We start from the raw sequence: 24,046 nt of genomic DNA on the forward strand, positions 1-24,046 counted from the left end.
ACTGCGGCCGGTGTCGGCGGAACGGAAGACGCCCCGCTGGGGGCGTCGACCGGACATGCGCGGGTCTTATTGCCAAGATATGGCAACTGCGGAATAGTGGCAGCAGTGGTGGGCGCCCCGGCGCGATGATCCGCACCTCGCCGGGGTGCCCGCCCCGCCACCGACCGACGATCCCGGGGAGCTGCTGGTGGGCCTCTACTCGTTGCCCGACATGCCGTACGACTACGGTGCGCTGGAGCCGGCCATGTCCGGCGAGATCCTGGAACTGCACCACAGCAAGCACCACGCGGCGTACGTCAAAGGCAGCAACGACGCTCTGGAGCAGCTCGCCGAGGCCCGCGACAAGGGTGACTTCGCGGCCCTGGTCGGGCTGGAGAAGACGTTCGCGTTCAACCTCTCCGGGCACGTGCTGCACTCGATCTTCTGGAACAACCTCTCCCCGGACGGCGGCGACCGCCCCGGCGGGGAGCTGGCCGCGGCGATCGACGAGCACTTCGGCTCGTTCGACGGCTTCGCCGGGCAGCTGTCGGCGGCGACCAAGAGCGTGCAGGGCTCCGGCTGGGGTGTGCTGGCCTGGGAGCCGCTGGGGCAACGGCTGATCGTCGAGCAGGTCTACGACCACCACGGCAACGTCGGGCAGGGCTCGACGCCGCTGCTGGTCTTCGACGCCTGGGAACACGCCTACTACCTCCAGTACCGCAACGTCCGTCCGGACTACGTCGACCGGCTGTGGGGGTTGGTCGACTGGGCCGACGTCACCGCCCGCTTCGCCGCGGTCCGCGCTCAGCCGCCGAAGCGCTGACCGGCGTGACCGGTCCGGTTCCGGTCGCCGCCGACCTCGTCCAACGCGCCGCCGGGGTCATCGCCGCCCGCCGTCGCGGTGACCTCGCCGGCGCGGAGACGCTGCTGGCCTCCTTCGACTCCGAACCGGCCCGTACCCTCGGCTTCTACCTGCTGGCCGACCTCGCCCTCGGGCTGGTCCGCGCCCACACCGGTGAGTCGCTGGACGACCTGGTGCGGCAACTCACCCTGCTCGTGGCCGACACGCCCCCAGCACCCTGATTCGAGCCCCCCGGCGCATCCTCGTCGCCCAGGGGCACCGTGACACCGTTCGGGCGGTGCCGGGTCCACACCGCACAACCAGGAGTACGTCATGGTCAAGCCCCGGTCCGTACGCGTGTCGGCGGTGGTCGGCGTCGCGCTGCTCGCCGCCGTCGGCTGTTCGTCCCCGGCCCCGTCGTCCGGCGGCACGAGCGGTGGCGGCACCGTGGTGGTGGCCACCGCGGGCGAGCCGGACACCCTCAACCCGGTGCTGAACTTCGGCCCCGACGGCGCGTCGCTGATCTTCGACGGGCTGGTCGCCCGGGACGCCCGCAACGCGCTGACGCCGGCCCTGGCGCGCGAACTGCCGCAGGTGTCGGCGGACGGCCGGACCGTGACGGCGAAGCTGCGCGAGGGGGTGCTGTTCCACGACGGCAGCCCGCTCACCGCACAGGACGTGGTCTTCACCTACCAGGCGGTGCTGGACCCCAAGGTCGACTCGACGCTGCGCTCGGACCTCGACATGCTCGCCTCCGTCGCCGCCCCCGACCCGGCCACCGTGGTCTTCACGCTGAAGCACCCGTACGCGCCGTTCCTGCAGCGGCTGGCGCTGGGCGTCGTCCCGGGGAAGGCGTTCGCCGGGCAGGACGTCAACAAGGCGGAGTTCAACCGCAGGCCGATCGGCACCGGCCCGTACCGGATGACGTCGTGGACGCCGGGGGACCGGCTGGTGCTGGCGGCGAACGACCGGTACTGGGGTGGCAGGCCGGCGAACCCGGGCGTGGTGGTGGCGTTCGTCGCCGACGACAACGTGCGCGCGCAACGGATGCGGGCCGGGGAGTTCGACGCGGCCGAGCTGCCGCCGAAGCTGGCCGTCGGGTTCGACGGGCCGGGCGGTCACCGGGTGCAGCGGGTCCCCACCGCCGACTACCGGGGGGTGATGCTCCCGATGGGCAACCCGGTCCTGGGTGACCTGGCGGTCCGGCGGGCGCTGCACGCGGCCGTGGACCGGCAGGCCATGGTGACCGGGGTGCTCGGCGGGGCGGGGGAGCCGGCGTTCGGGCCGGTGCCACCCTCCTCGGAGTTCGCCGAGGCGTCGATCACCGGCCGGCCCGCCGCCGACCCGGCCGCCGCCACCGCGATCCTGGACGCCGCCGGCTGGACGCCGGGCCCGGACGGCATCCGGGCCAGAGCCGGGCGCAAGGCCGCGTTCACGCTGATGTACCCGGCCACCGACAGCCTGCGCAAGGAGTTGGCCCTCGCGGTCACCGCCGACGCCAGGAAGATCGGCATCGCCGTCAACCCGCAGGGCCTCACCTGGGACGCGATCACCCCCCGGATGAAGACCGACGCGCTGATCATGGGGTACGGCACCCCGTACGACCCGGATTTCGTGTCGTTCAAGCTGTTCGGCTCGGCCTTCGCCGGGCAGGGTTTCTTCAACCCCGGCTCCTACCGGTCCGCCACCGTCGACGCCGCGTTGCAGGCCGGCCGGGACAACACCGACCCGGCCGCCCGTCGGGCCGCGTACGCCACCTTCCAGCGGCAGCTCGCCGCCGACGTGCCGTGGGTGTTCCTCACCTACCTGCAACACACCTACGTGGTGCGGGACACCGTGGTGGGGGTGACGCCCCGGGTCGAGCCACACGAGCACGACGTCGCCAACAGCCTCTGGTGGAACGTGCACACCTGGACGAGGAAGTCGTGACGACAGCGGCACCGCCGCCGGTCCGACGTCGGCGGCTGGCCGGGGCCGGGGTGGTGATCCGCCGCCGGCTGCTGGTCGCCGTACCCGTGCTCGCCGCGACCAGCATGGGCATGTTCGCGCTCGGCGCGGCCTCCCCGATCGACCCCGCCCAGCAGTACGCGGGCGCGGCGGCCTTCACCACCACCGAGGAGAACCTCGCGCAGTTGCGCGCCAACTGGGGTGTCGACGACCCCCTGCCGGTGCAGTACGCCCGCTGGGTGGGCAACCTGCTGCGCGGCGACCTCGGCTGGTCCACCAGCCGGCACGAACCGGTCACCTCGGTGCTGGCCGCCCGCGCCGGCTGGACCCTGCTGCTCGTCGGTGTCGCCCTCGCCCTGGCCCTCGTGGCCAGCGTGCTGCTGGGCACCCTCGCCGCGTACCGGCGGGGTGGCTGGTTCGACCGCGCCCTGCGGGCCACCGCGTACGCCGTGCAGTCGATGCCGGTGTTCTGGATCGGGCTCGCCGCGATCGCCCTGTTCGCCCTCACCCTCGGCTGGCTGCCCGCCGGTGGGCTCACCGACCTCACCGCCACCGGCACCGACCCCGCCGACGTGGCCCGGCACCTGGTGCTCCCGGTGACGGTGCTGGCGATCTCCCAGGCCCCGTGGTTCGTGCTGTTCGTCCGGGACGCCGTCGCCGAGAGCCTGCGCGACGACCACGTGCTGGCCGCCCGCGCCCGGGGACTGCCCGGCCGTACCGTCCTGTTCGGCCACGCGTTGCGGACCGCGCTGCTGCCCTTCCTCACCCTGGTCGGCACGCACCTGCCCGAACTGGTCGGCGGCGCGGTGCTGGTGGAGACCGTGTTCTCGCTGCCCGGCCTCGGCGCGGTCACCGTGCAGGCCGCACTGGGCGCGGACTTCCCGCTGCTGGCCGCCACCACCCTGGCCACCACCGTCGTGGTGCTGACCGCGAACCTGGCCACCGACCTCGGCTACGCCGCCGCCGACCCCCGGGTACGCCTCGATGACTGACCTCGCCCCCGCGCCGGCTCGGACCCGGCCGTCGCGCCGGCCGTCGGCCCTGTTGCGGGGCGGCCGTCCCGGCGTGGTGCTGGCCGCCGGTGTGGTCGCCGTCGCGGTCGTCGTCTGCCTGCTCGCGTCCCTGCTCTGGCCGCTCGACCAGAGCGCGGTCGACCTCGCCCGGACCCGGCTCGCGCCCTCCCGCGACCACCTGGCCGGCACCGACGACCTCGGCCGCGACGTGGCGCTGCGCAGCCTCTACGGGCTGCGCGTCTCACTGCTCGTCGGCGCGGTCGCCGCCCTGGTCGCCACCGTCATCGGCGGCCTCGTGGGCGCCGTCGCCGGCACCGTCGGCGGGCGGGTCGACCGGGCCCTGATGCGCGTCGTCGACACCATCGCCGCGCTACCGCACCTGCTGCTGGGCATCTTCATCGTGGCGATGCTGCGTCCCAGCCTCGGCGCGGTCATCGCCTCCATCGCGCTGACGCACTGGCTGTCCACCGCCCGCATCGTCCGCTCCGAACTGCTCAGCCTGCGCAGCCGCCCGTTCATCGACGCCGCGATCTCCGGCGGCGCGGGCCGCGCCCGGGTGCTCACCCGGCACCTGCTGCCGCACGTGCTCCCGCGTCTCGCGCTGGCCACCACGCTGATGGTCCCGCACGCCGTCTGGCACGAGACCGCGCTGTCCTTCCTCGGCCTGGGCCTGCCCCCGCACCTCGCCTCCATCGGCAACATGATCAACGACGGTCAGCGTTCCCTGCTCACCGGCGCCTGGTGGGCCAGCATCGTCCCCGGCCTCGCCCTGGTCACCGTCACCCTCGCCCTCGCCGCGCTCACCGGCCGCTGGCGTGACCGACTCGACCCCCGGGTACGCGCGGAGCTGCAACTGTGACCACCAGCGTCCCCACCACGGTCCCCGCCGGCACCGGTCGGGGCCCCGCCCTGCTGGCGGTCGACGGGCTGACCGTCCGCTTCCGGCTCCGCGACGCCGTCGTGCACGCGGTCAGCGACTTGAGCCTCGACCTGCACCCCGGCGAGCTGCTGGCCGTGGTCGGCGAGTCGGGCTGCGGCAAGTCCGTCCTCGCGCACGCCCTGCTCGGCCTGCTGCCCCGCAACGCCACCGTCACCGGGCGGGCCCGCCTGCACCCGCCGGACGGCACACCTGTCGACCTGATCGCGGTGGGGGAGCGCCACCTCGCCCGGCAGGTACGGGGTCGGGCCATCGGTCTCGTCCCGCAGAGCCCGGCCACCGCCCTCACCCCCGTGCGCACCGGCCGGCGGCTGCTGGAGGAGACCCTGCGCGCCCACGGCCACCCCCGCCGGGCCGCCGCCGACGTCGCCGAACGGGTCGCCGCCGACGTCGCCGAACGGGTCGCCGCCGACGTCGGCCTGCACCCGGTCGACCTCGACCGCTACCCCCACGAGCTGTCCGGCGGGATGGCCCAACGGCTGGCCACCGCCCTGGCTCTGGCCCCCGACCCGCCGCTGCTGCTCGCCGACGAACCCACCACCGGCCTCGACCGCCCGCTGGTCGACCACACCCTGGACCTGCTGCGCCGCCGCTGCGACACCGGGGCCGCCGTCCTGCTCATCACCCACGACCTCGCCGCCGCCCGCCGCGTCGCCGACACCGTCGCCGTGATGTACGCCAGCCGCATCGTCGAACACCGCCCCACCCCGGATCTGTTCGACCACCCCGGCCACCCCTACACCGCCGGACTGCTCGACGCCCTGCCCGAGCGGGCGTTCACCCCCGTGCCCGGCCATCCGCCGATGCTCACCGACCTGCCCGCCGGGTGCGCCTTCACCCCGCGCTGCCCCCGGACCACCGACGCCTGCCACACCACACCCCGCCTCGCCGCCGACGGCGGGGGGCGGCTCGCCTGCCACCACCCGCTCACCCCGGGAGCACCGGCATGACGACCACTGTCGACGACCCGACGGGCCCACCCGACTCCGCAGCCGTGACGCCCACCGGACTCGCCGCGCACCAGATCACCGCCCACTTCGGCCGGCAGCGCGTCCTCGACCGCGTCGACCTGCACATCACCCCCGGTGAGACGGTCGGGTTGCGTGGGCCCTCCGGCAGCGGCAAGTCCACCCTGGCCCGCGTCCTGGCCCTCCTGCACGCCCCGGACAGCGGCCGGGTCACCCTGGACGGGCGACCCGTCGGGGGTGTCCGGTACCGGGTGCCCGCCGCCGTGCGGACCCGCGTCGCGATCCTGTTCCAGAGCCCCCGCGCCGCCAGCGACCCCCGGCTGAGCCTGGCCGACCTCATCGCCGCACCGCTGCGGGCGACCGGCACCCCGACCGCGGAGACGACCGCCCGTACCGCCGAACTGGCCGACCTGGTCGGGCTCACCCCCGACCTGCTCACCCGGCGTCCGCACGCGGTCAGCGACGGGCAGCTGCAACGGGCCTGTCTGGCCCGCGCCCTCGCGCACCGGCCCGACCACCTGCTCTGCGACGAGGCCACCGCGATGCTCGACGCCTCCACCCAGGCCCACGTCGCCGCCGTCGTCACCGACTACCAGCGCCGGCACTCCGCCGGCGTGCTGCTGATCACCCACGACCCGGCCCTGCTGGCCCGCTGGGCGACCCGGGTGGTGGACCTGCCCGGGGCGGCGGTCGACCCGCCCGCGCGCCCGCCGACCCGCTGACGGCGGGGTACGGCGGCGGTGGTCACCGGGCCGGGCCGGTGCGCAGGTAGGTGAGGACCGCGAGCACCCGGCGGTTGGTGTCGTCGCTGGGTGGCAGGTCGAGCTTGGCCAGGATGTTGCCGACGTGCTTGCCGATCGCCGCCTCGGTGACGTGCAGCCGGGCCGCGATCGCCGCGTTGGAATGGCCCTCGGCCAGCAGCACCAACACCTCCCGCTCGCGGGCCGACAGGGTGGCGAGCGGATCGCGCGGGCGGTGCAGCAGGTGCCGTACCACGTCGGGGTCGATGGCCGTGCCGCCACCGGTGACCCGCCGCAGGGTCGCGGCGAACTCGGCGACGTCGGCGACCCGGTCCTTGAGCAGGTAGCCGACCCGGCGGCGGTCACCGCTGTCGAGCAGCGCCGCGGCGTACTCGGCCTGCACGTGCTGGCTCAGCACCACCACCGCGAGGTGCGGGTGCCGGGTGCGGGCGGTGACGGCGGCCCGTAGCCCGTCGTCGCGGTGCTGTGGCGGCATCCGGATATCCGTCACCACCAGGTCCGGCTCGTACGCGTCGACCGCCTCCAGCAGCGCCGGGGCGGAGCCGACGGCGGCGACCACCTCGAAGTCGAATCTGGTCAGCAGGCCGATCAGGCCCTCCCGCAGGAGCACCTCGTCCTCGGCGAGCACGACCCGGGTCACCGGGGGCACGGCAGCTCCACCCGCACCAGGGTAGGACCACCGGGCGGGCTGGACAGCAGCAACCGCCCGTCGACGGCGGCGACCCGGTCGGCGAGCCCGGTCAGTCCGCTGCCCCGGGCCGGGTCGGCGTCGCCGCACCCGTCGTCCTCGATCTCCACCACGAGACTGCCGGCGGACCGGGTCAGCCGGACTTCGGCCCGGCCCGCGCGGGCATGCCGGGCGACGTTGCCCAGGGCCTCGGACACCACGAAGTAGGCGGTGGTCTCGACCACCTCGGGCAGCGGCTGCCCGAGGTCGGCGTGGACGTCGACCGGGATGGTGGCCGCCCCGGCCAACTCCCGGACCGCGCCGGCCAGACCGAGTTCGGTGAGGTGCTGCGGGCGGATGCCCTGCACGATCTGCCGCAGCGTGATCATGAGCCCCTTGGCCTGCTCGTGCGCGACGGCCAACGGCCGGGCCGCGGGCGAGTCGTCGGGCACGTCCAGCCGGGCCAGGCCGAGCTGGAGGGTGAGGCTGGTCAGCCGGGGCTGCGCGCCGTCGTGCACGTCCCGCTCGATGCGACGGCGTTCGGCCTCGTAGGCGTCGACCAGGCGGGCCCGGGAACGGGCGACCTCCCGTAGCGCCGTCGAGTCGGCCGCCCCGTCGAGCAGTCGGCGGGCCACCGCCGCCTGACCGGCGGCGAGCAGGCCGGCCAGGTACACCAGCGCCGGGACGCCCAGGATGCCCACGGCCGCGTACGGGATCGCCTGGCGGGCGGTGTCGACGGTGGTCCAGACCACGATCACCGGGTCGGCGTCGCCGACCAGCCAGGGACTGGCGATCAGCGTCAGGTCGAGCAGGCCGATCAGGAACAGCAGCCAGTACGCCAGCGGCACGAGGCCGCCGAGCAGGAAGGTGTGGCCGACCTCCCGCCAGGCCCCGGCATCGCGGTAGCGCGCCACCAGGCCGGTGAAGCGTTGCCGGTGCAGCGGACGCGGGTCCACCAGGCGCAGCCGCCACCGCTCGATCGCGGCCACCGCGATACTGACGACCGGGGCCAGCGCCAGCACCGTCAGGGCGACGACGGTGAGGAACACGAGGATGGGCAGTTCCACCGGGCGGCCCTGCCGCGTGGCGTTGACGACCGCCATCAGGGGCGCACCGACCACGAGGAGCCCGATGGACAGCACGCCCGCGATCGGCAGGGTGGTGGCGAGGTAGGCCAGCGACCGCCACGGCCACCGGGAGACCAGATAGTCGCGTCGGCGCAGCGCCGTCGCCAGGTGCAGAGGTACGTCCGAGGTCATGCCGGAACCCTGTCAGGGCAGCGCCGCCCGACCCAGCCCACTGGCCGTAGCGTTCAGGTATACCTGGCCATACCTGCACCGGGCTCCGCCTGCCGCAGGCAGGGTTCGGCCTGCGGCCCTGCGGGTGGGGCAGCCCTCCTCGCGCCTGCGGTCCGTCGACCGTGCCACTGCGCAGGGTGATCGCGCAACTACTTCCCCCGGCCGTGCAACTCCCCGGGCCGGTGGCTCCGTTCTACCTCCGTCACAAGGAGGCAGTCGACTTGAGAGCCGAAGACGAACAAGCGTTCCGCGAGTTCGTGACGTCGCAGATGGCGTCGCTGCGCAAGCTGGCGTACATGACCTGCGGCGACTGGTACGCCGCAGAGGACGCGGTGGCCAACGCCCTGGTCAAGCTCTACCCCCGCTGGCGGAAGCTGGACCGGCCCGATCTCTACGTCAAGACCATGGTCTACCGGGCCGCGATCGACGAGACCCGGCGACCCTGGCGTCGCGAGCGGTCGGCCGGTGACGCGATGCCGGACCTCGCGTTGCGCGACCCGGCCGAGGCGGCCGACGAGCGGCTGCGCCTGCGGGCGGCGCTCGACGCCGTGCCGGCCCGGCAACGGGCCGCCGTCGTGCTGCGGCACTACCTGGGGCTGAGCCTGGAGGACACGGCCGGCGTCCTCAACTGCACGGTGGGCACGGCCAAGAGCCAGGTCTCCCGTGGCTTGGCCAAGCTGCGCGAGTCGCTCGCCGCCGAACGCATCAATCTCACCGGGAAGCCGACAGAGGAGTGGACCAATGCAGCTGCATGAGCTCGTGGACGCCGTGACGGGCGAAGAGCCGCCGATGACGCGTACCGCCGATGACATCATCGCGGCCGGGCGGCGGGCCGAGCGGCGTCGTCGGGCCGGGTTCGCGTCGGTCGGCGTGGCCGGTCTCGTCGTGGTCGCGGTGGCGGGCGCGTTCACGCTGCCGACCCTGGGCGCCGAGCGGAACACCACGGCCGCGTCGGCCCCGGCCGGCGCGACGACGTCCGGGTCCACCGGGGCCCGGTGGCCCGACGCCGCGCCGTTCACCTTCACCTTCACCGGGTACGACGCCGGCACGCTGCACGTGCAGAACCCGATCGTCACGTCCACCGGCTACCAGATCGCCTCCGTCTACTCGGACAACCACACCTCGAACGACAAGCCCGTCACCGGTGAGGAGACCGAGGCGCGGGGCGACGTCATCACGCAGAAGAGGAGGGCCGCCGGGGGGAAGCCGAGTCTGTGGGCCTACCTGACCGTCTACCGACCGGGTGTCTTCGAACCCGCCGGGATCAAGGGCGGCGAGGAGGTCACCGTGGCCGGGCGCAGGGCCGTGCAGGCGACGCTGCCGGTCGGCCTCGACCCGCGCAACCCGGTCTACCCGGGCAACAAGGTGTTCGCCTGGGAGTACGCCCACAATGCCTGGGCGGCTGTCACGTCGTTCTCCGGCGACATGGCCACGCCGAGCTTCCGGGACCTGGGCGGTCTGGTCGAAGGGCTGAAGCCGAGCAGGCCGAAGCCGGCCCTGGTGCCGTTCACGGTGGGGTACGTGCCGAGCGGCTACCTGCCGTTGCAGACCGGCACGCACGCGATGCCCGGCCTCAGCGGCATCGCCACGGCCCGCGCCGGTGACTACGGCGGCGCGACGTACACCCGGCCCGCCGCGCCCACCTCGGGCCTGATGGCACCGTACGACGCCGTCGACGGTGCCATCAAGGACGGGTTCCACATCTTCGTCACGCCGAGCAGCAGCGCCAACCAGTCGCCGGAGCCCGGCGTGACGAAGTGCTACCCCGGTGCCGACCGGCGTCTTGCGGGCGGCGGCGCGGGCGGCGGCTTCTGCAACATCTGGAGCGCCGACGGCACCGTCTCCCTCCAGGTCAGCGGCATGGGCCTGGGCAACGCGCTGCCGCTGGTCGAGCTGGAGAAGATCGCCAGGGGGATCCGGGTCGCCGACGTCCGGAACGAGTCGACCTGGACCCCGGCCGCGCAGGCCCTGCGGCCGTAACACCGGAGCCCCGGACGGGGGCCGGGACCGCCTGGCGGCCACGGCGACGGCGGCACTGTGCGTTTCGGCAGTGCCGCCGTCGCCGTGGCCGCCGCTGTCTCCGCCCGTGGGTGTCGGCCGGTTCCGGAAGTCCGACCGGCACACATCGCCCACCTATCGACGAGTCCGCACATCTTGGCAGCAGCGTATGCCTCGGCTACCGTCCATGGAAACGCTCCCATGAACTTAGATACGTCTATGTGATCAGGAGGAAACACGTCGTGGCTATCCTCTCCCGGCGTCGCAGATCGGTGGCCGTCAGTGTGGCCGCCGTCGCGAGCGCCACCGCTGCTGCCGTCTGCTTCGCCGTCGGCGGCGCCTCCGCCGGCACCATCTCCGGCCCGCTCTACCGCGACCCGAGTTCGGCCGTCGTGCGCTGGGTCGCCGCCAACCCCGGCGACTCGCGGGCCGCCGCCATCCGCGACAAGATCGCGAGCCAGCCGCAGGCCCGCTGGTTCGCCAACTTCAACCCGTCGACCGCGCAGGCCGAGGCCGCCGCGTTCATCGGTGCGGCCAACGCGGCGCAGCAGATCCCGGTGATGGCCGTCTACCAGATCACCAACCGGGACTGCGGCGGGGCCAGCGCCGGTGGGGCGCCGGACCTCAACCAGTACCAGACCTGGGTGTCCAACTTCTCCCGGGGGCTGGGCAACCGGACGGTCATCATCATCCTGGAGACCGACTCCCTCGCCCTGCTGACCTGCCTGAACAGTAACGAGATCAACGCCCGCAACCAGGCGATCTCGACGGCCACCCGGACCATGAAGTCGGCCAACCCCAACGCCAAGGTGTACCTCGACGCCGGCCACTCCACCTGGAACAGCGCGAACGAGACCGCCAACCGCCTCCGGGCGGCCGGCGTGCAGTACGCCGACGGCTTCTTCACCAACGTGTCGAACTACAACCCCACCTCCGGCGAGGCGAACTTCGGCCGGAACGTCATCTCCGCCCTCAACGGCATGGGCCTGTCGGGCAAGCGCCAGGTCATCGACACCAGCCGCAACGGCGGCGCCAGCGGGGACTGGTGCGGTGACGACAACACCGACCGGCGCATCGGGCAATACCCGACGACCAACACCGGCGACAACAACATCGACGCGTACCTCTGGGTGAAGCCGCCGGGCGAGGCGGACGGCTGCCGCTACACCGCCGGCTCGTTCCAGCCGGACCTGGCCTTCAGCCTGGCCAACGGCGCGCCCAACCCGCCCACCACGACCCCGCCGACCACCGCGCCCCCGACGACCCCGCCGCCGACCACCGCTCCCCCCACCACGCCGCCGCCGACGGGTAACGGCTGCACCGCGTCGGTGGCGGTCAACCAGTGGAACGGTGGCTTCACGGCGAGCGTGACGGTCACCGCCGGGGACACGGCCCTCAACGGCTGGAACGTCAGCATCGCCCTGCCCGGCGGTGCCGCCGTCACCAGCACCTGGAGCGCACAGGCCAGTGGCACCAGCGGGACCGTCCGGTTCACCAACGTGAGCTACAACGGGCAGGTCGGTGCCCGGCAGTCGACCAGCTTCGGCTTCCAGGGCAACGGGACCGGCCAGGGTTCCACCGCCACCTGCGCGGCCAGCTGACCCCACCCGACGCCGACAGGCCCGGTGCGGAGGACACCCTCCGCGCCGGGCCCGTCCCCGTTCTGCGGTACGCGCCGGACCGGTCGCCGACGAGCGACCGTCGCCGTGCGGCACCCGTCCGCGACTACAAGCGGGCTGAACTGGAGAGTGGCGCTCACACACCAGGAAATCTTCGAACGGTACGTCTACGCCGGTGCGGTCACCCGGGACCCGGATGCGATCGCCGCCCTGTTCACCGAGGACGGCGTGTACGACGCACCGCTGGCTCCCGACGGTCATCCGTTACCCGGCCGCCTGGTCGGCCGGGCCGCGATCCGGGCCGGGACCAGCGCGTACCACCAGTCAGGCGGTGGTCACGAGGACGACGGTCTTGCCGGACAACTCACCCGCGCCGGCCTGAGCGTGCAGTACGGGCAGCTCGGCCAGCGCCACCCGCCGGGCGACCTCGACCCGCAACTCACCGGTGCCGACCCGCGCGACCAGATCGGCGAGCTGGTCGGCGTCGCTGCGCACGAACAGGTCGATGCCGCGTACGCGGCGCTCCTCGTCGGAGGGGGCGGGCATCCAGACGGTGGTGTTGACCAGGGCCCCGCCGTCACGGATCAGCGGGACCAGCGCGGCGAGCTGTTCCGGGGCGACCGGCGCGAGGTTGAGCACCAGGTCGACCGGCGCGGTCACCGCCGCCGTCACGTCGGTGGTGGTGTGGTCGATGACCTCGTCGGCGCCTGCGGCCCGGACCCGGTCGACGCTGTGCGGGCTGGCCGTGGCGATCACCCGGGCACCGGCCTCCTTCGCCAACTGCACGGCGTATCCGCCGACCGCTCCGCCGGCCCCGTTGACCAGCACCCGCTGACCGGCGGTCAGGTTGCCGTGGTCGAACAGCGCCTGCCACGCGGTCAGTCCCACCAGCGGGAGCGCCGCCGCGTCGGCCAACGGGATGTTCCTCGGTGCCCCCGTCAGGATCTCCGCCGGCGCGATCACGTACTCCGCGGCGGCCCCGGTGCCCGTCATCGGCAGGAAGCCGATGACCTGGTCGCCGACCGCGACGTCGACCACGCCGTCACCGACCGCGTCGACCGTGCCGGCGACGTCGAGGCCGGGAGTGTGTGGCAACTCCACCGGGATCGGGCCCTGCATGTAGCCCGCGCGGATGTTGCCGTCGACACCGTTGAACGATGTCGCGGCGACGCGGATCCGCACCTGACCCACGCCGGGGGTGGGCTGCGCGACGTCCTCGTAGCGCAGCACCTCGGGACCACCGAACTCGTGAAAACGCACTGCCTTCATTGCGGAACCTGCTTCCGTGGGCGCCGTCGATGTGCTTCGTACGTGCAGCGGTGCCGGCGTGCAGGTGCGGCATCGCTTCGCGTCGCGAAGGCATCCAGCCCGGTGTCACCAGGGTCGCCCGGAGGCAGCCGCCGGATCTGCGGTCGCTGGATACGTCACCCAATCTGGCAGGGTCCGGCGCGGTTAGCCTGGGCCGGGTTGGCCCACCCTGATGATGGTCGGTTCGCCGGCGGCATCGACGATCTCCGCGAGACGCGCCGCATCGGCCGAGCGTGGTGCCGCCGTGAGCATCAGCGCCGACAGGTCGTCGCCCGGGATGGTGAGAAGGCTGCCGACAAGCGTGACGGCGGCACCGTCCGGATGAAGGAACGCGGCACTGCTCTCGTAGGCCGCCACCGGTCGCGGGGTGCGCCACAGGGTGTCGAACAGGCCGCTTCGGCTCCGCATCTCGTCCACCAGCGCGGCGAGCGAGGCGTCGGCGGGGTAGCGCAACAGCGCACTCCTCAGACGGGCGGCGAGGACCGCCTCATGATCGGTCGCGTCGGCCGCAGACTGCTGGAAACCGCTGAACGGATCGCAGAACGTACGCCAGGCGATGTTCCACTCCCAGGGGTTCCCGGTGAGATTCCAGTGCCCCAAGGCCAGGAACGCGCTGTTCACGGCGACCAGGTTCATCGCCGCGTCGGAGACGAACATCGGCGTGTCCGTGAACCGCTCCAGCAGCCGCAGCGCGCCCGGACCGATCTCGTTCGGCACCTGCCCGTCCGCGGCGGCGTACCCGGCCAGCGCGCAGAGCCGCTCGTACTCCGCCCGCCCGATCCGTAACGCACGGGCGATGGCGTGCACCACCCCGGCCGACGGGTGGCTGCGCCCCTGCTCCAGCCGGCGTACGTAGTCCGCCGACATCCCCGCCAGGTCGCCGAGTTCCTCCCGCCGCAACCCCTGCACCCGCCGCCGGCCGACCGGTAGCCCGACCGTCGCCGGGGCCGTGCTCTCCCGCAACTGGCGCACTGCGACGCCGAACTCGTGACGCTCCACGCGCCCCAGTGTGCCCCGGCAGCCCGCAGCAGGTAGCGGGTGGCCTCGGCATTCAGTGCCACACCAAGCGCATCGGCGGTACTTTCAGCGCAGGCCGCCCGGCCCGACCAAGCCCGTTTCGTAGGCGACGATGACCAGTTGTGCCCGGTCACGTACCGTCAGCTTGGTCAGCAACCGCCCGACGTGCGTCTTCACGGTGGCCAGGCTGAGATTGAGATGCTCGGCCAACTCCGCGTTGGACAGGCCCCGGCCGATCAGTGTGAGTACTTCCCGTTCCCGTTCGGTGACCCCCGCCAGCCGTCGTGGCAGCGGCCGAGCCGGCTCCGGCCGACGCGCGAACTCGTCGATCAGCCGGCGGGTCACCGTCGGCGCGAGCAGCCCTTCGCCGGCGGCCACCACCCGGATGCCGGCCAGCAGGTCCGCCGGTGGGGTGTCCTTGAGCAGGAACCCGCTGGCGCCGGCGCGTAGTGCCCCGAAGACGTACTCGTCCAGGTCGAACGTGGTCAGGATGACGACCCTGGTGCCGGCCGTGGCGGGGTCGCCACAGATCCGTCGGGTCGCCTCGATGCCGTCCATTTCCGGCATCCGCACGTCCATCAGCACCACGTCCGGGCGGTGCTCGGCGGTCAGCGCCACGGCCTCCACGCCGGTGCCCGCCTCGCCCACCGCGGTGAGCCCCGGGGTCGAGTCGACCAGCAGCCGAAAGCTGCCGCGCAGCAGCGCCTGGTCGTCCGCGATCAGCACCCGGATCACGCGGCCCCCCGGTAGGGCAGGCTGGCAGTCACCGCGAAGCCGCCGCCCGAGCGTGGCCCGGCGCGGAACTCGCCCCCGTGCAACGTCACCCGTTCCCGGATGCCGATCAGCCCGTGTCCCTCCCCGCCGGTCCGGACCGGGCGGCGGCCGTCGTCGGTCACCTCGATCCTGACCTCGCGAGGCGTGACGGTCACCGTTGCCCTGCAGACGGCCGGTGCCGCGTGCTTCACCACGTTGGTCACCGCCTCCTGCACGATCCGGTAGACCGCCAGGCCCACCGACTCCGGCACCGCCCCGGGCGATTCCTCCCGCCGCACGTCGAGCCGTACGTCGACATCGCCGATCGCCGCCTGCCGGGCGAGCGCGGGCAGCTCGCCCAGCCCGGGTGTCGGGGCGTACGGGGTGTCCTCGCGCAGTGCCCCGAGCACCCGGCGTACGTCGGTCAGCGCGTTGCGGCCGGTCTCCTCGATCACCCGCAGGGCGACCCCCGCCTCGCGGGGGTCGGTCCCGGCGACGTGGTTGGCGACGGCCGCCTTCACCACGATGAGGCTCAGCGTGTGCGCGAGAACGTCGTGCAGTTCCCGCGCCACCCGTAACCGCTCCTCGGCGGCGGCCTGGCGGAGCAGGTGCTCGCCCTGACGGGCGGCGAGAGCGCGTCGTCCGCGGACCAGCCAGCCGATCACCCAGGCGGGCGCGATCATGACGGTGGCGTAGAGGACCCCGCCGGTGCGCGACCAGAGGTCACTCGCGGTCAGCACCAGGGCGACGCTCACCAGAGCGAGACAACCGGCGGCGCACCGCAGCGACCGGCGCGTGCCCGTGGACACGGCCACCGTGTAGAAGGACAGGCCGATGGCGAGCCCTGGCGCGGCGGCGGCGTAGTGGGGAACCACGCCGGTGACCAGGGCGACGGTGGCGACGGAGCTGATCACGGCGGCGACGGTGATCGGCCACCGTCGCCGGACGGCCAACGGCAGCCCGAGGGCGAACCCGACGAGCACCGACACCCAGAGCGGCTCGTCCACGCCACCGTGCAGCGGCGACTCCAGCGCCGCGTACGGGCCGAGCAGCCCGCCGACCGCCACGGCGAGCACGACGTCCACGGTGGCCAGTTCCGCCGGCCGTAGCCGCCGGGTCAGCAGGAGGGCGGTCACCTGCCGAAGCGTATCGGCCGGCTGGGCCAGCCGCGTCCACCTGCGGGTGGTCATCCTCAGGCATGACGGCTGCCGCGTCGCGGACCCCGGCTCCGCCCAGCGGCGGACCGGAAAGTGTCCACACCGGCACGACGCGCGGCACCTGCGGCAGCCGGCACCCTGGCGGTCATGACCACACAGGCGGTGACGCTGACAGGGCTGCGCGCGGTGTACGGCACCGGAGCCCGCCGGGTGACGGCGCTCGACGGCGTGACGACCAGCTTCGCGAACGGCACGTTCACGGCGGTGATGGGCCCGTCGGGCTCGGGGAAGTCCACCCTGCTGCACTGCGCGGCCGGACTGGACAGGCCAGTCGAGGGAACCGTCATGATCGACGGCAGGCACCTCGACGACCTGGGCGAGGACGACCTGACCCGGCTGCGCCGCGATCGGATCGGCTTCGTGTTCCAGGCGTTCAACCTGGTGTCCACGCTGACCGCGGCACAGAACGTCGAGCTGCCTCTGCGCCTGGCCGGGCGTCGCCCCCCGGCCCGGGACGTCACTGCCGCGCTCGACGCCGTGGGCCTGGCCGACCGGGCCCGGCACCGGCCGAGCGAACTGTCCGGCGGCGAACAGCAACGCGTCGCCGTGGCCCGAGCGTTGATCACCCGTCCCACGGTCGTCTTCGCCGACGAACCGACCGGTGCACTGGACAGCGCGGCGTCCCGGCAGATCCTCCGGCTACTTCGTGCCCTCGTCGACGACCACCGGCAGACCGTCGTGATGGTGACCCACGATCCCACCGCTGCCGCGTACGCCGATCGGGTCCTCCTGCTCGCCGACGGTCGCGTCGTGGACGAGCTGACCGGCGGGATCACCGCCGCGGCCGTCGCCGCGCGGATCGCCGCGCGGGAGACGGTCCCGGCGGAGAACGCCGGGGAGCCGTCGTGCTGAGCATCCGGCGGTCGGCCGGCGCGTTCGTGGCCGTCGCCATCGGCGTCACCCTGGTCGCGGCGGCCACCCTGCTGCTCGCCTCCGGCCGCCCACAGGTGCCCGACCGGCTGGCGTACGCGGCAGTCGTGGTGCAGAGCCCCGAGGCCGGTGCACCGGCCGACTCGTTCGCGCCCACCCGGCCCTGGTCCGCCGCCAGGGCGGCGGAACTCACCAGCAGGCTGGCCGAGGTGCCGGGCGTCACGGCGGCAGTGCCGGACCGGACCTTCTACGTCCAGGCGCTCGTCGACGGCCGGCCCCCGGCCACCGATGCGCAGGGGGAGGACGCCTACCAGGGGCACGGCTGGTCCAGCATCCGGCTGGGTGGACTCCGTCTCACGGCCGGCGAGCCGCCCCGGCAGGTCGGCGAGGTGGTCGTCGACCGCACGCTCGGGCTGCGTCCCGGCGGGCCGGTCACCCTGCTCACGGCGGCGGGCCCGGAGCCGTACACCGTCACCGGTCTGGTCGATGCGCCCGGCGTCTACGTCGCGGACGAGGTTGCCGCCACGCTCGCGCCCGGCGTCCGGGCCATCGGTCTACTGGTCGCGTCGGGTGCCGATCCCGGGAAGATCGCCGAGGCGGCCCGCGGTGTCGTCGGTGGCGACGGACAGGCGCTGACCGGCGACGGACGCGGTGCTCTGGAGCCTCGGGGGGACGCCCGTACCCGTTGGATCGGCATGCAGGTGCTCACCGCCACGGCGGCTCTCGCCGGCTTCGTCACGGTCTTCGTGGTCGCCTCCACCTTCGCGTTCACCGTGGCGCAGCGTCGGCGTGAGCTGGGCTTGCTGCGCGCCGTCGGTGCCACTGGCCGTCAGGTCCGCCGCATGGTCCACGGCGAGGCGCTCGTCGTCGGCGCCACGGCCGGACTCACCGGCCTCCTGGCCGGCGCGGCGCTCGCCCCGGTGTCGGGTCGACTTCTGGTCGACGTCGGCTTCGAGCCGGCGACCTTCCAGGTCCGGTACGAACCCTGGCCGGTCGCGGTGTCGATCGCCGCCGGCCCGGTGATCGCGCTGCTGGCCGTCTGGTCGGCGTCGCGACGAGCGGCACGCGTCCGCCCGCTGGAGGCGCTGCGCGAGGCGGCGGTGGAGCAGCGGCCGATCGGGCGGCTCCGGATCGCCACCGGTGTGCTTCTCGTCGCGGTGGGGCTCGCCCTTAGCCTCGGCACCGCGACCGCCGACGAAGCCCGCGACGCCGCCACGTTCGCCCTCTACGCGGTGATGGCCCTGGTGGCCGGTGCCACCGTGCTGGCACCGGCGGCCGTCGGCCCGGTGGTGCGGGTGCTGCGGTCGCCGGTGCGTCGAGCGGGTGGCGCGATCGGGATGCTGGTCCGGGCCGGGGCGTTGACCGCGACCCGACGAACGGCTTCGATCGCCGCCCCGGTGCTGCTCACGGTCGCGTTCGCGGTACTGGTCTCCGGGATGGTGCGCACCACCACGGCCGCCTACACGGCGAGCCGGGCCGACAACGTCAACGCCGGCTGGGTCGTCCTGCCCGACCGTGCGCCGGGCCTGTCGGACCAGGCCGTCGCGGCGACCGGAGGTACCGCCCTGCTACCGACGACGGTCTTCGGGACCGACCCGGGCTCGTCGCCGAAGAACCGGCCACTGACCGCGCTGGGCGTGGACCCGGCGGGCTTCGCCGCCGCGAACCGGGCGCTCACCGTCGTCGCCGGCTCACTGGACGACCTGAGCGGCGGCGATACGGTGGTCCTTCCCACTTCGGCGAACCGGCGGCCGTCCGAGCCGTACGCGCTGGTCTTCGCCGATGGGGAGCTGGTGTCGCTGCGCGTCGTCGCGGTCGTCACCGACGACTCGATCCCCGGCGACCTGCTACTGCCCAGGTCAGTGGTGCGAGCGCACGACCCCTCGGCGCTCACCTCCGCGGTATACGTCCAGGACCGGATCGATCCTCCGGCCGGAGGGCGGATCGTCGACGTGGCCGGATGGGCGGCCGAGGCGGACCGCGCCGAGGATCGCCTCGTCTGGCTGTTCACGCTGCTCCTGATCGGCGTCTCAGCCGGCTACGGAGCGGTCGCGGTGGCGAACACGCTGCTGATGGCCGCCGCCGGCCGGGTGGCCGACCTGCGGCTGATCCGGCTGGCCGGTGCGACCCGCCGGCAGGTCATCTGGCTGGTCACCGCCGAGTCCGCCCTGGTGGTGCTGATCGGCGCGCTGCTCGGAGGGGCTGTCGCGTTCGTCGGTCTGCTGAGCGTCCGGGCCGGCCTCACGGAACAGACCGGCGTACCGGTCGACCTGGTGGTGCCGTGGTCGGTGGTCGGCGGGGTGGTGGCGCTCTGCCTGCTCCTGGCGGTGCTGGCGAGCGCGCTGCCGACCCTGCGGTCACTGCGTCAGGCTTCCGCCCGATCTTCCGTCGGCAGCATGGGGTGAGCCCGTACCCTCGCTTCCCAGGGCGGCACTCGGGCCGCCGCCACCCACGGACGCGATGCGCGTACCCGGTCGGCTCGCCCCTTGATCGTCACCACCTTGCGCGAAGCGGGTCGCACCACCGGGGTGGGTGTCGGGTCTCACTCGCGGGTCAGCCCCGGTGGTAGCGCGTCTTCGTCGGGCCGGACCTGGCGGGCGGCGGCCAGGGGGTCGCGTTCGAGGGTGTGGATCAGTGGTGCCGGGCCGCCGACGCAGGTCCAGGTGTCGTCCCAGAGCGCGGAGACCAGCCACGACCGGTCGGCGGGAAAGAAGAGGTCGGGTAGCGCCCCGTGGGCATGGCGCAGGTGACCACCGGTGCGCCAGGTGAGGGCCTGCTCGGGGCCGGCCTCGACCAGCACGTACGGCCAGTCCCAGTAGAGCGACACCCTCGGGGCGTGGGGGAAGACGACGTCGTGGGCGCCGGTGTCGAGGTAGGCCAGCCACCACGGCTGGCCGGGGGAGTACGTGCCGAGGTCTTCGACCAGGGCGCGCTCGTAGGCGGCGGCGATGACGTCGTCGGCCTGGTACGTGGTGGCGTAGGCGTCGAATCCGGGTGGGACGGCGGTGGTGATCGAGACGCCGGCGGTGGTGTGCCCGGCGATCCATTGCACGTCGGCGGCGGTGCCGATGCGCCAGTTCCGGCCGTCCTTGTTGACCTGCACACCGCTATTCAAGCCGCTGCGGTGATGGCTGGCGTGCAGAACGGGCCGGTTTGCAGGGCGGTCGGCGGCCTCCACCATGACCGCGTGCCCTCGACTCGGCTACGAACGGACACCTGGTGGGGGCCGTCGCCGTAGGCATCAGCATGGGTCACCGTCTCCACAGGCCGGACGCAGCAACCTCGTGGACCAACCGTCCCGACGGGGTGCGCGGCGGGCCTCGGCGCTCAGATCAGCAACGGTCTAGCGGTCTGACGAGGATGGTCCCCCGTCTTCGGCGTGGGTGAGGCCGAGGGCTGCGAGCGCGTCGACCACCGCCGTCCGGTGCACGGCTTCCACGTCACCGGCCAGCGTCGGCGCACTGTGGGTGATGGTGACCGGGTATGACGTCAGGGGGGCGGTGCCGGAGCCGGCGACGGTCAGCTCACCCTCGCCGTGCCCCGTGGCGTGGTCGAGGTGGGTCAGGCGCAGGGCGTAGGACGGCACCTGACCGGTGGCGTAGCCGTCGAACGGCGAGCGGACGGCGAGCGTGCCGTCGAGACACCACCATGGTGCCGGCGGTCGCCCCCGCCAGTGATGGTCGCCGAACAGTTCATGCCGCATCGAGCGGTAGTGCCAGGCCAGCACGACCGCGCGCCGCACGCGGGCGTCCAGACTGCCCAGCCCTTCCGCCCGTCCGGTGGCGGTCAGCAAGGCGGCGAACCGCTGGCGTACCCAGGGGGCCAGGATCTCCCCCAGCCGGTGCGGCCAGGCCTGCTCGGCGGCCTTCGCGGCGAAGCGCAGCGCCGAGGCCAGCCGGGCCAGGCGGTCATCGACGTCGGGCCAGTGTTCACCGGCGCGGCCGGTGTGGTCGGGCAGCGCTGTGGCGTGACGACGAGCGAGGTACTCGACGGTGGCGTGCAGCGCCCCGCCGGCGGCAAGGTCGACATCCTGCCGGTTGTCGCACCACGACCAGTTGTTCTGCTGCCTCAGCATCTCCTGCGCGTAGGGATCGCGCAGCATCTCCTCGCCGCGGTCACCGTGGGGAGCACGGGTGGCCGCATCGACCACCTCGGCGGCGAACAGCAACGCATCGGCGTACGTTGTCGGCGCCGACGACAAATCCACCTGCGCCACCTTCCCAGTCGGGGACACGATGCTACAACCATGCGACCCGCTGCGTCCGCTGCGGCCGGCGTTCGTGCGCTGCGAAGGAGATACGGCTCACCCTCCGCTGCGTGACGGAGTTGCTCCTGGACTCCGCGTTCGCGGTCTCGCCGCCCAAGGCTCCGGGAGCGTCTCCTACGGCGTCGAGGCGTCCGGATGCGGTATTCGGTCAGCGCGGCACGCTGGCCGGTGACGTCGACGTGCCACACGCCGTCGGTGCGGATCCGCGTCGCGACGATCGCGCCGTGCTCACCGGCTCAGCGCGATCCGCACGGCGAGGACGATCAGGATCACCCCGGTCAGCCGCTCGATGACCAGGAGCACCGCCGGGCGGGTCAACCAGGCGTGCAACCGGTCGATGAGCAGGATGTAGCACGCCCACCAGAGCACCGCGAGGCCGATGAACGTCGCGGCGAGCACCGCCGTACGGGCCGCCGCGCCGTCGCCGGGCTTGACGAACTGCGGGACGAACGAGACGTAGAAGATGACCACCTTGACGTTCAGCAGTTGGCTGGTGATGCCCATGACGAACGAGCGGCGGGCCACGTGCGGCTCGTCGGCCGCCGGGGCCGGCTCGGGCGGCGCGCCCGGGGTGCCGCCGCCCCCGCCGGCGCCCACCGGGACCGGCTGCGCGGCCGGCGCGGGGCGTCGGGGCCGGGTGGCCCAGAGGATGCTGCCCCCCAGGTAGACCAGGTAGAGGGCGCCGGCGATGCGCAGCACGGTATACAGCCGGGGCGAGGACACCAGCAGGGCCGAGAGCCCGGCCGTGGCGAGCGTGGCGTGCACCAGGGCGGCCACGAAGAGCCCGGCCAGCACCACGAACCCGGCCCGCCGCCCGTACCGCACGGTCTGCCGGGTGACCAGGGCGAAGTCCACTCCGGGCACGACGATGATCAGGATGCTCGCGGCGACGAAGCTGACGAGCTGGATGTCAGACATGCTGGTGGACTTCTTCCTGTGCGACGGGGGCCGGGACGGCCTCCTCGATGACCGACACGCCGCTGTCCCGGCGTGGCCCGTGCCGGCGCCACTGCTCGCGCAGGCGGATCCGCCCGTCCGGCAGCCGCTCGGGACGGGAGACGCACTCGCCGACGACGATGGTGCCGTCGGTGAGCACCTCCAGGTAGGCGAAGCGCACCACCCCCTCGGCGTCGCAGGTCCCGGCCAGCGAGCCGTGCCGTACCGCGCCGCCGGTGATCTCGGCCCAGACCAGGTCGCCACGCTGGTGGTAGTGCCCGGTCAGCGGCCCGGCGTCGCCGGTCGTGCCGTGGTCGGTGCCGGCCGGGTCGGCGGCGACGAAGATCCGGCCGTCGTAGTCGAAGGAGGCCATCGGGGTCACGCCCACCGGGTGCTGACGAACTCGTCGCGGAACGGGCAGACCACCCGGCCGGCGATCGAGTTGAGCACCATGGCGCTGCGCACCGGCAGGATGCTCAGGTTGGAGTCGACCAGCCCCTGCACGTAACGCCCCCGGTTCAGCACGAAGATCTTGTGCTGGTCGGCGTGCTTCCACCGGATCGAGTAGTCCGACTCGATGACGGGCTGACCCCGCTCGTCGATGTCGACCAGCGCGGTCAGTTCCTCGTCGAAGGGCAGCGGGGCCTGCTGCCGCCCCGCCGCGACCACCAGGTGCACCGCCCGGTGCCGCTCCTCGCCGCTGCCGGCGGTGAGGCACTCCAGCTCGATCTCTCCGTCGAGCTGCCGGGCAGCGGTGACGGTGCGGCTCGGCATGATGGTCACCGGGAACCGGCCCGTGCGCAGCCGCTCCTCGTAGTTGTGCTGGTAGATGCCGCGCAACGTGCCGGGGGAGATGCCGTCACTGGTGAGGATCTGCCCGGAGACCAGGCGTTCCCGCACGTCACGGGAGAGCGTGAGGAACGCCTCCTGGTAGGCCGGCCGGTACAGGTCGTTGGCCGAGGGGGAGTCCTCCAGCGGCGCGAACCACGACCGCCGGCCGATCCACCGGATGTCCCGGACCCCGCGGGCCAGCAGCGCCGCCACGCACTCCGCGCTGGTCTGCCCGCTGCCCATCACGATCCACGGCGCGTCCGGCTCGTCGGCCACGGTCGACAGGCGGTGGTGCAGCTCGTCGGCGACGAAGACGTGCCGGGGATCCAGGGCGGCGAGGAAGTCCGGCAGGAACGGCACGGTGCCGGTGCCGAGCACCAGGTGCCGGGAGCGGGCGACGGCCACGTCACCGCTGCGGCTGACCAACTCGCCGTCGAAGTCGACCCGGTCGATCCGGGTGCCGTAGACGATGTTCGGCAACTGGGCCGCCGCCCAGCCCAGGTACTGCTGGTACTCGATCCGGGGGATCGTGTCGAAACCGGCGCCCAGCAGGGCGTAGACCCGCCCGGTGGTGACCAGGTAGTTGAGGAACGACAGCGGGTGGGTCGGGTCGTAGAGCGACACCAGGTCCTTGACCCAGCCGGTCTGCATCCGCACGCCGCTGTGCAGCATCCCGTCGTGCCAGCCCGGCTGGTCCCGGGACTCGAACAGCGCGATCTCGTGCGGCGCGAGCACGCCGTACATCGCCGCGAGGCTCAGGTTCGCGGGTCCCGCGCCGATCCCCACGGTGTGGTATGTCTGCGTCATCTCTCTGCCTTC

At 73.3% G+C, this 24,046-nt stretch carries 23 protein-coding genes; 12 read left to right on the plus strand and 11 right to left on the minus strand.

Annotation, left to right across the window (positions count from 1 at the left end; translation table 11 throughout):
- Window positions 1–145 precede the first annotated feature (145 nt).
- The 7 genes from ACQP1S_RS03305 to ACQP1S_RS03335 all read left to right on the plus strand — a co-directional run bounded on the left by ACQP1S_RS03305 (window position 146) and on the right by ACQP1S_RS03335 (window position 6,407).
- A complete protein-coding gene (locus ACQP1S_RS03305) occupies window positions 146–802 on the plus strand; it encodes a superoxide dismutase (RefSeq protein WP_245722478.1) in 657 nt (218 codons plus the stop codon).
- Window positions 803–807: 5 nt separating this feature from the next.
- On the plus strand, window positions 808–1,062 hold the full coding sequence (locus ACQP1S_RS03310) for a superoxide dismutase (RefSeq protein ID WP_432902842.1): 255 nt from the start codon (window positions 808–810) through the stop codon (window positions 1,060–1,062).
- A gap of 91 nt (window positions 1,063–1,153) precedes the next feature.
- A complete protein-coding gene (locus ACQP1S_RS03315) occupies window positions 1,154–2,749 on the plus strand; it encodes an ABC transporter substrate-binding protein (RefSeq protein WP_432902845.1) in 1,596 nt (531 codons plus the stop codon).
- A complete protein-coding gene (locus tag ACQP1S_RS03320; protein ID WP_432902848.1) occupies window positions 2,716–3,759 on the plus strand; it encodes an ABC transporter permease in 1,044 nt (347 codons plus the stop codon). Before ACQP1S_RS03315 ends, ACQP1S_RS03320 begins: the two co-directional genes overlap by 34 nt.
- Complete coding sequence (locus tag ACQP1S_RS03325) at window positions 3,752–4,639, plus strand: ABC transporter permease (protein WP_432902851.1); 888 nt, start codon at window positions 3,752–3,754, stop codon at window positions 4,637–4,639. Before ACQP1S_RS03320 ends, ACQP1S_RS03325 begins: the two co-directional genes overlap by 8 nt.
- Window positions 4,636–5,667, plus strand: coding sequence for an ABC transporter ATP-binding protein (locus ACQP1S_RS03330; protein ID WP_432902854.1), 1,032 nt, complete (start codon window positions 4,636–4,638; stop codon window positions 5,665–5,667). The genes ACQP1S_RS03325 and ACQP1S_RS03330 overlap by 4 nt, the downstream gene beginning before the upstream one ends.
- A complete protein-coding gene (locus ACQP1S_RS03335) occupies window positions 5,664–6,407 on the plus strand; it encodes an ABC transporter ATP-binding protein (RefSeq protein ID WP_432902857.1) in 744 nt (247 codons plus the stop codon). The genes ACQP1S_RS03330 and ACQP1S_RS03335 overlap by 4 nt, the downstream gene beginning before the upstream one ends.
- 22 nt (window positions 6,408–6,429) lie before the next feature.
- Here the strand turns inward: ACQP1S_RS03335 and ACQP1S_RS03340 are convergent, their stop codons facing one another.
- Both ACQP1S_RS03340 and ACQP1S_RS03345 read right to left on the minus strand, forming a co-directional pair.
- Entirely contained in the window at window positions 6,430–7,095 is a 666-nt protein-coding gene (locus ACQP1S_RS03340; RefSeq protein ID WP_091244992.1) for a response regulator transcription factor, read from the minus strand.
- Window positions 7,083–8,372, minus strand: coding sequence for a sensor domain-containing protein (locus ACQP1S_RS03345; protein ID WP_432902861.1), 1,290 nt, complete (start codon window positions 8,370–8,372; stop codon window positions 7,083–7,085). The genes ACQP1S_RS03340 and ACQP1S_RS03345 overlap by 13 nt, the downstream gene beginning before the upstream one ends.
- Before the next feature lie 260 nt (window positions 8,373–8,632).
- Here ACQP1S_RS03345 and ACQP1S_RS03350 point away from each other — a divergent pair, with 260 nt between their 5' ends.
- The 3 genes from ACQP1S_RS03350 (at window position 8,633) to ACQP1S_RS03360 (ending at window position 12,010) form a co-directional block, all read left to right on the plus strand.
- Window positions 8,633–9,166: a SigE family RNA polymerase sigma factor gene (locus ACQP1S_RS03350; RefSeq protein WP_091245320.1), complete on the plus strand. Its 534-nt coding sequence runs from the start codon at window positions 8,633–8,635 to the stop codon at window positions 9,164–9,166.
- Window positions 9,153–10,391 (plus strand): hypothetical protein, encoded by a 1,239-nt coding sequence (locus ACQP1S_RS03355; RefSeq protein WP_432902864.1) that lies wholly within the window; start codon window positions 9,153–9,155, stop codon window positions 10,389–10,391. Before ACQP1S_RS03350 ends, ACQP1S_RS03355 begins: the two co-directional genes overlap by 14 nt.
- A gap of 260 nt (window positions 10,392–10,651) precedes the next feature.
- Window positions 10,652–12,010 carry a glycoside hydrolase family 6 protein gene (locus ACQP1S_RS03360; RefSeq protein ID WP_432902867.1) on the plus strand — a complete coding sequence of 453 codons (1,359 nt, stop codon included), beginning with the start codon at window positions 10,652–10,654 and terminating at the stop codon, window positions 12,008–12,010.
- 342 nt (window positions 12,011–12,352) lie between these two features.
- Here the strand turns inward: ACQP1S_RS03360 and ACQP1S_RS03365 are convergent, their stop codons facing one another.
- The 4 genes from ACQP1S_RS03365 to ACQP1S_RS03380 all read right to left on the minus strand — a co-directional run bounded on the left by ACQP1S_RS03365 (window position 12,353) and on the right by ACQP1S_RS03380 (window position 16,242).
- Window positions 12,353–13,297, minus strand: coding sequence for an NADP-dependent oxidoreductase (locus ACQP1S_RS03365; RefSeq protein ID WP_432902870.1), 945 nt, complete (start codon window positions 13,295–13,297; stop codon window positions 12,353–12,355).
- A gap of 183 nt (window positions 13,298–13,480) precedes the next feature.
- On the minus strand, window positions 13,481–14,335 hold the full coding sequence (locus ACQP1S_RS03370; protein WP_091245009.1) for a helix-turn-helix domain-containing protein: 855 nt from the start codon (window positions 14,333–14,335) through the stop codon (window positions 13,481–13,483).
- Between the two features lie 84 nt (window positions 14,336–14,419).
- Entirely contained in the window at window positions 14,420–15,088 is a 669-nt protein-coding gene (locus tag ACQP1S_RS03375; RefSeq protein ID WP_432902873.1) for a response regulator, read from the minus strand.
- Window positions 15,085–16,242 (minus strand): sensor histidine kinase, encoded by a 1,158-nt coding sequence (locus tag ACQP1S_RS03380; RefSeq protein WP_432902876.1) that lies wholly within the window; start codon window positions 16,240–16,242, stop codon window positions 15,085–15,087. Before ACQP1S_RS03380 ends, ACQP1S_RS03375 begins: the two co-directional genes overlap by 4 nt.
- 168 nt (window positions 16,243–16,410) lie before the next feature.
- On the opposite strand from ACQP1S_RS03380, the gene ACQP1S_RS03385 reads away from it, so the two are divergent.
- Entirely contained in the window at window positions 16,411–17,175 is a 765-nt protein-coding gene (locus tag ACQP1S_RS03385; RefSeq protein WP_432902879.1) for an ABC transporter ATP-binding protein, read from the plus strand.
- Window positions 17,169–19,598 carry an FtsX-like permease family protein gene (locus ACQP1S_RS03390; protein WP_432902882.1) on the plus strand — a complete coding sequence of 810 codons (2,430 nt, stop codon included), beginning with the start codon at window positions 17,169–17,171 and terminating at the stop codon, window positions 19,596–19,598. Before ACQP1S_RS03385 ends, ACQP1S_RS03390 begins: the two co-directional genes overlap by 7 nt.
- A 137-nt stretch (window positions 19,599–19,735) precedes the next feature.
- Here the strand turns inward: ACQP1S_RS03390 and ACQP1S_RS03395 are convergent, their stop codons facing one another.
- The 5 genes from ACQP1S_RS03395 to ACQP1S_RS03415 form a co-directional block, all read right to left on the minus strand.
- Window positions 19,736–20,296: a hypothetical protein gene (locus tag ACQP1S_RS03395; RefSeq protein WP_432902885.1), complete on the minus strand. Its 561-nt coding sequence runs from the start codon at window positions 20,294–20,296 to the stop codon at window positions 19,736–19,738.
- A 240-nt stretch (window positions 20,297–20,536) separates the two neighbouring features.
- Window positions 20,537–21,400: a hypothetical protein gene (locus tag ACQP1S_RS03400; RefSeq protein ID WP_432902888.1), complete on the minus strand. Its 864-nt coding sequence runs from the start codon at window positions 21,398–21,400 to the stop codon at window positions 20,537–20,539.
- A gap of 288 nt (window positions 21,401–21,688) precedes the next feature.
- The gene (locus tag ACQP1S_RS03405) at window positions 21,689–22,378 is read right to left on the minus strand and encodes a LysE family translocator (RefSeq protein WP_091245031.1); all 690 of its coding nucleotides are present in this window, start codon (window positions 22,376–22,378) and stop codon (window positions 21,689–21,691) included.
- Window positions 22,371–22,769 (minus strand): hypothetical protein, encoded by a 399-nt coding sequence (locus ACQP1S_RS03410; protein WP_245722493.1) that lies wholly within the window; start codon window positions 22,767–22,769, stop codon window positions 22,371–22,373. The genes ACQP1S_RS03405 and ACQP1S_RS03410 overlap by 8 nt, the downstream gene beginning before the upstream one ends.
- A gap of 5 nt (window positions 22,770–22,774) precedes the next feature.
- Window positions 22,775–24,034 (minus strand): lysine N(6)-hydroxylase/L-ornithine N(5)-oxygenase family protein, encoded by a 1,260-nt coding sequence (locus ACQP1S_RS03415; protein ID WP_432902891.1) that lies wholly within the window; start codon window positions 24,032–24,034, stop codon window positions 22,775–22,777.
- Between the last annotated feature and the right edge of the window lie 12 nt (window positions 24,035–24,046).

The sequence above is a fragment of the Micromonospora matsumotoense genome (assembly GCF_050951065.1).
Lineage (GTDB): Bacteria > Actinomycetota > Actinomycetes > Mycobacteriales > Micromonosporaceae > Micromonospora > Micromonospora matsumotoensis.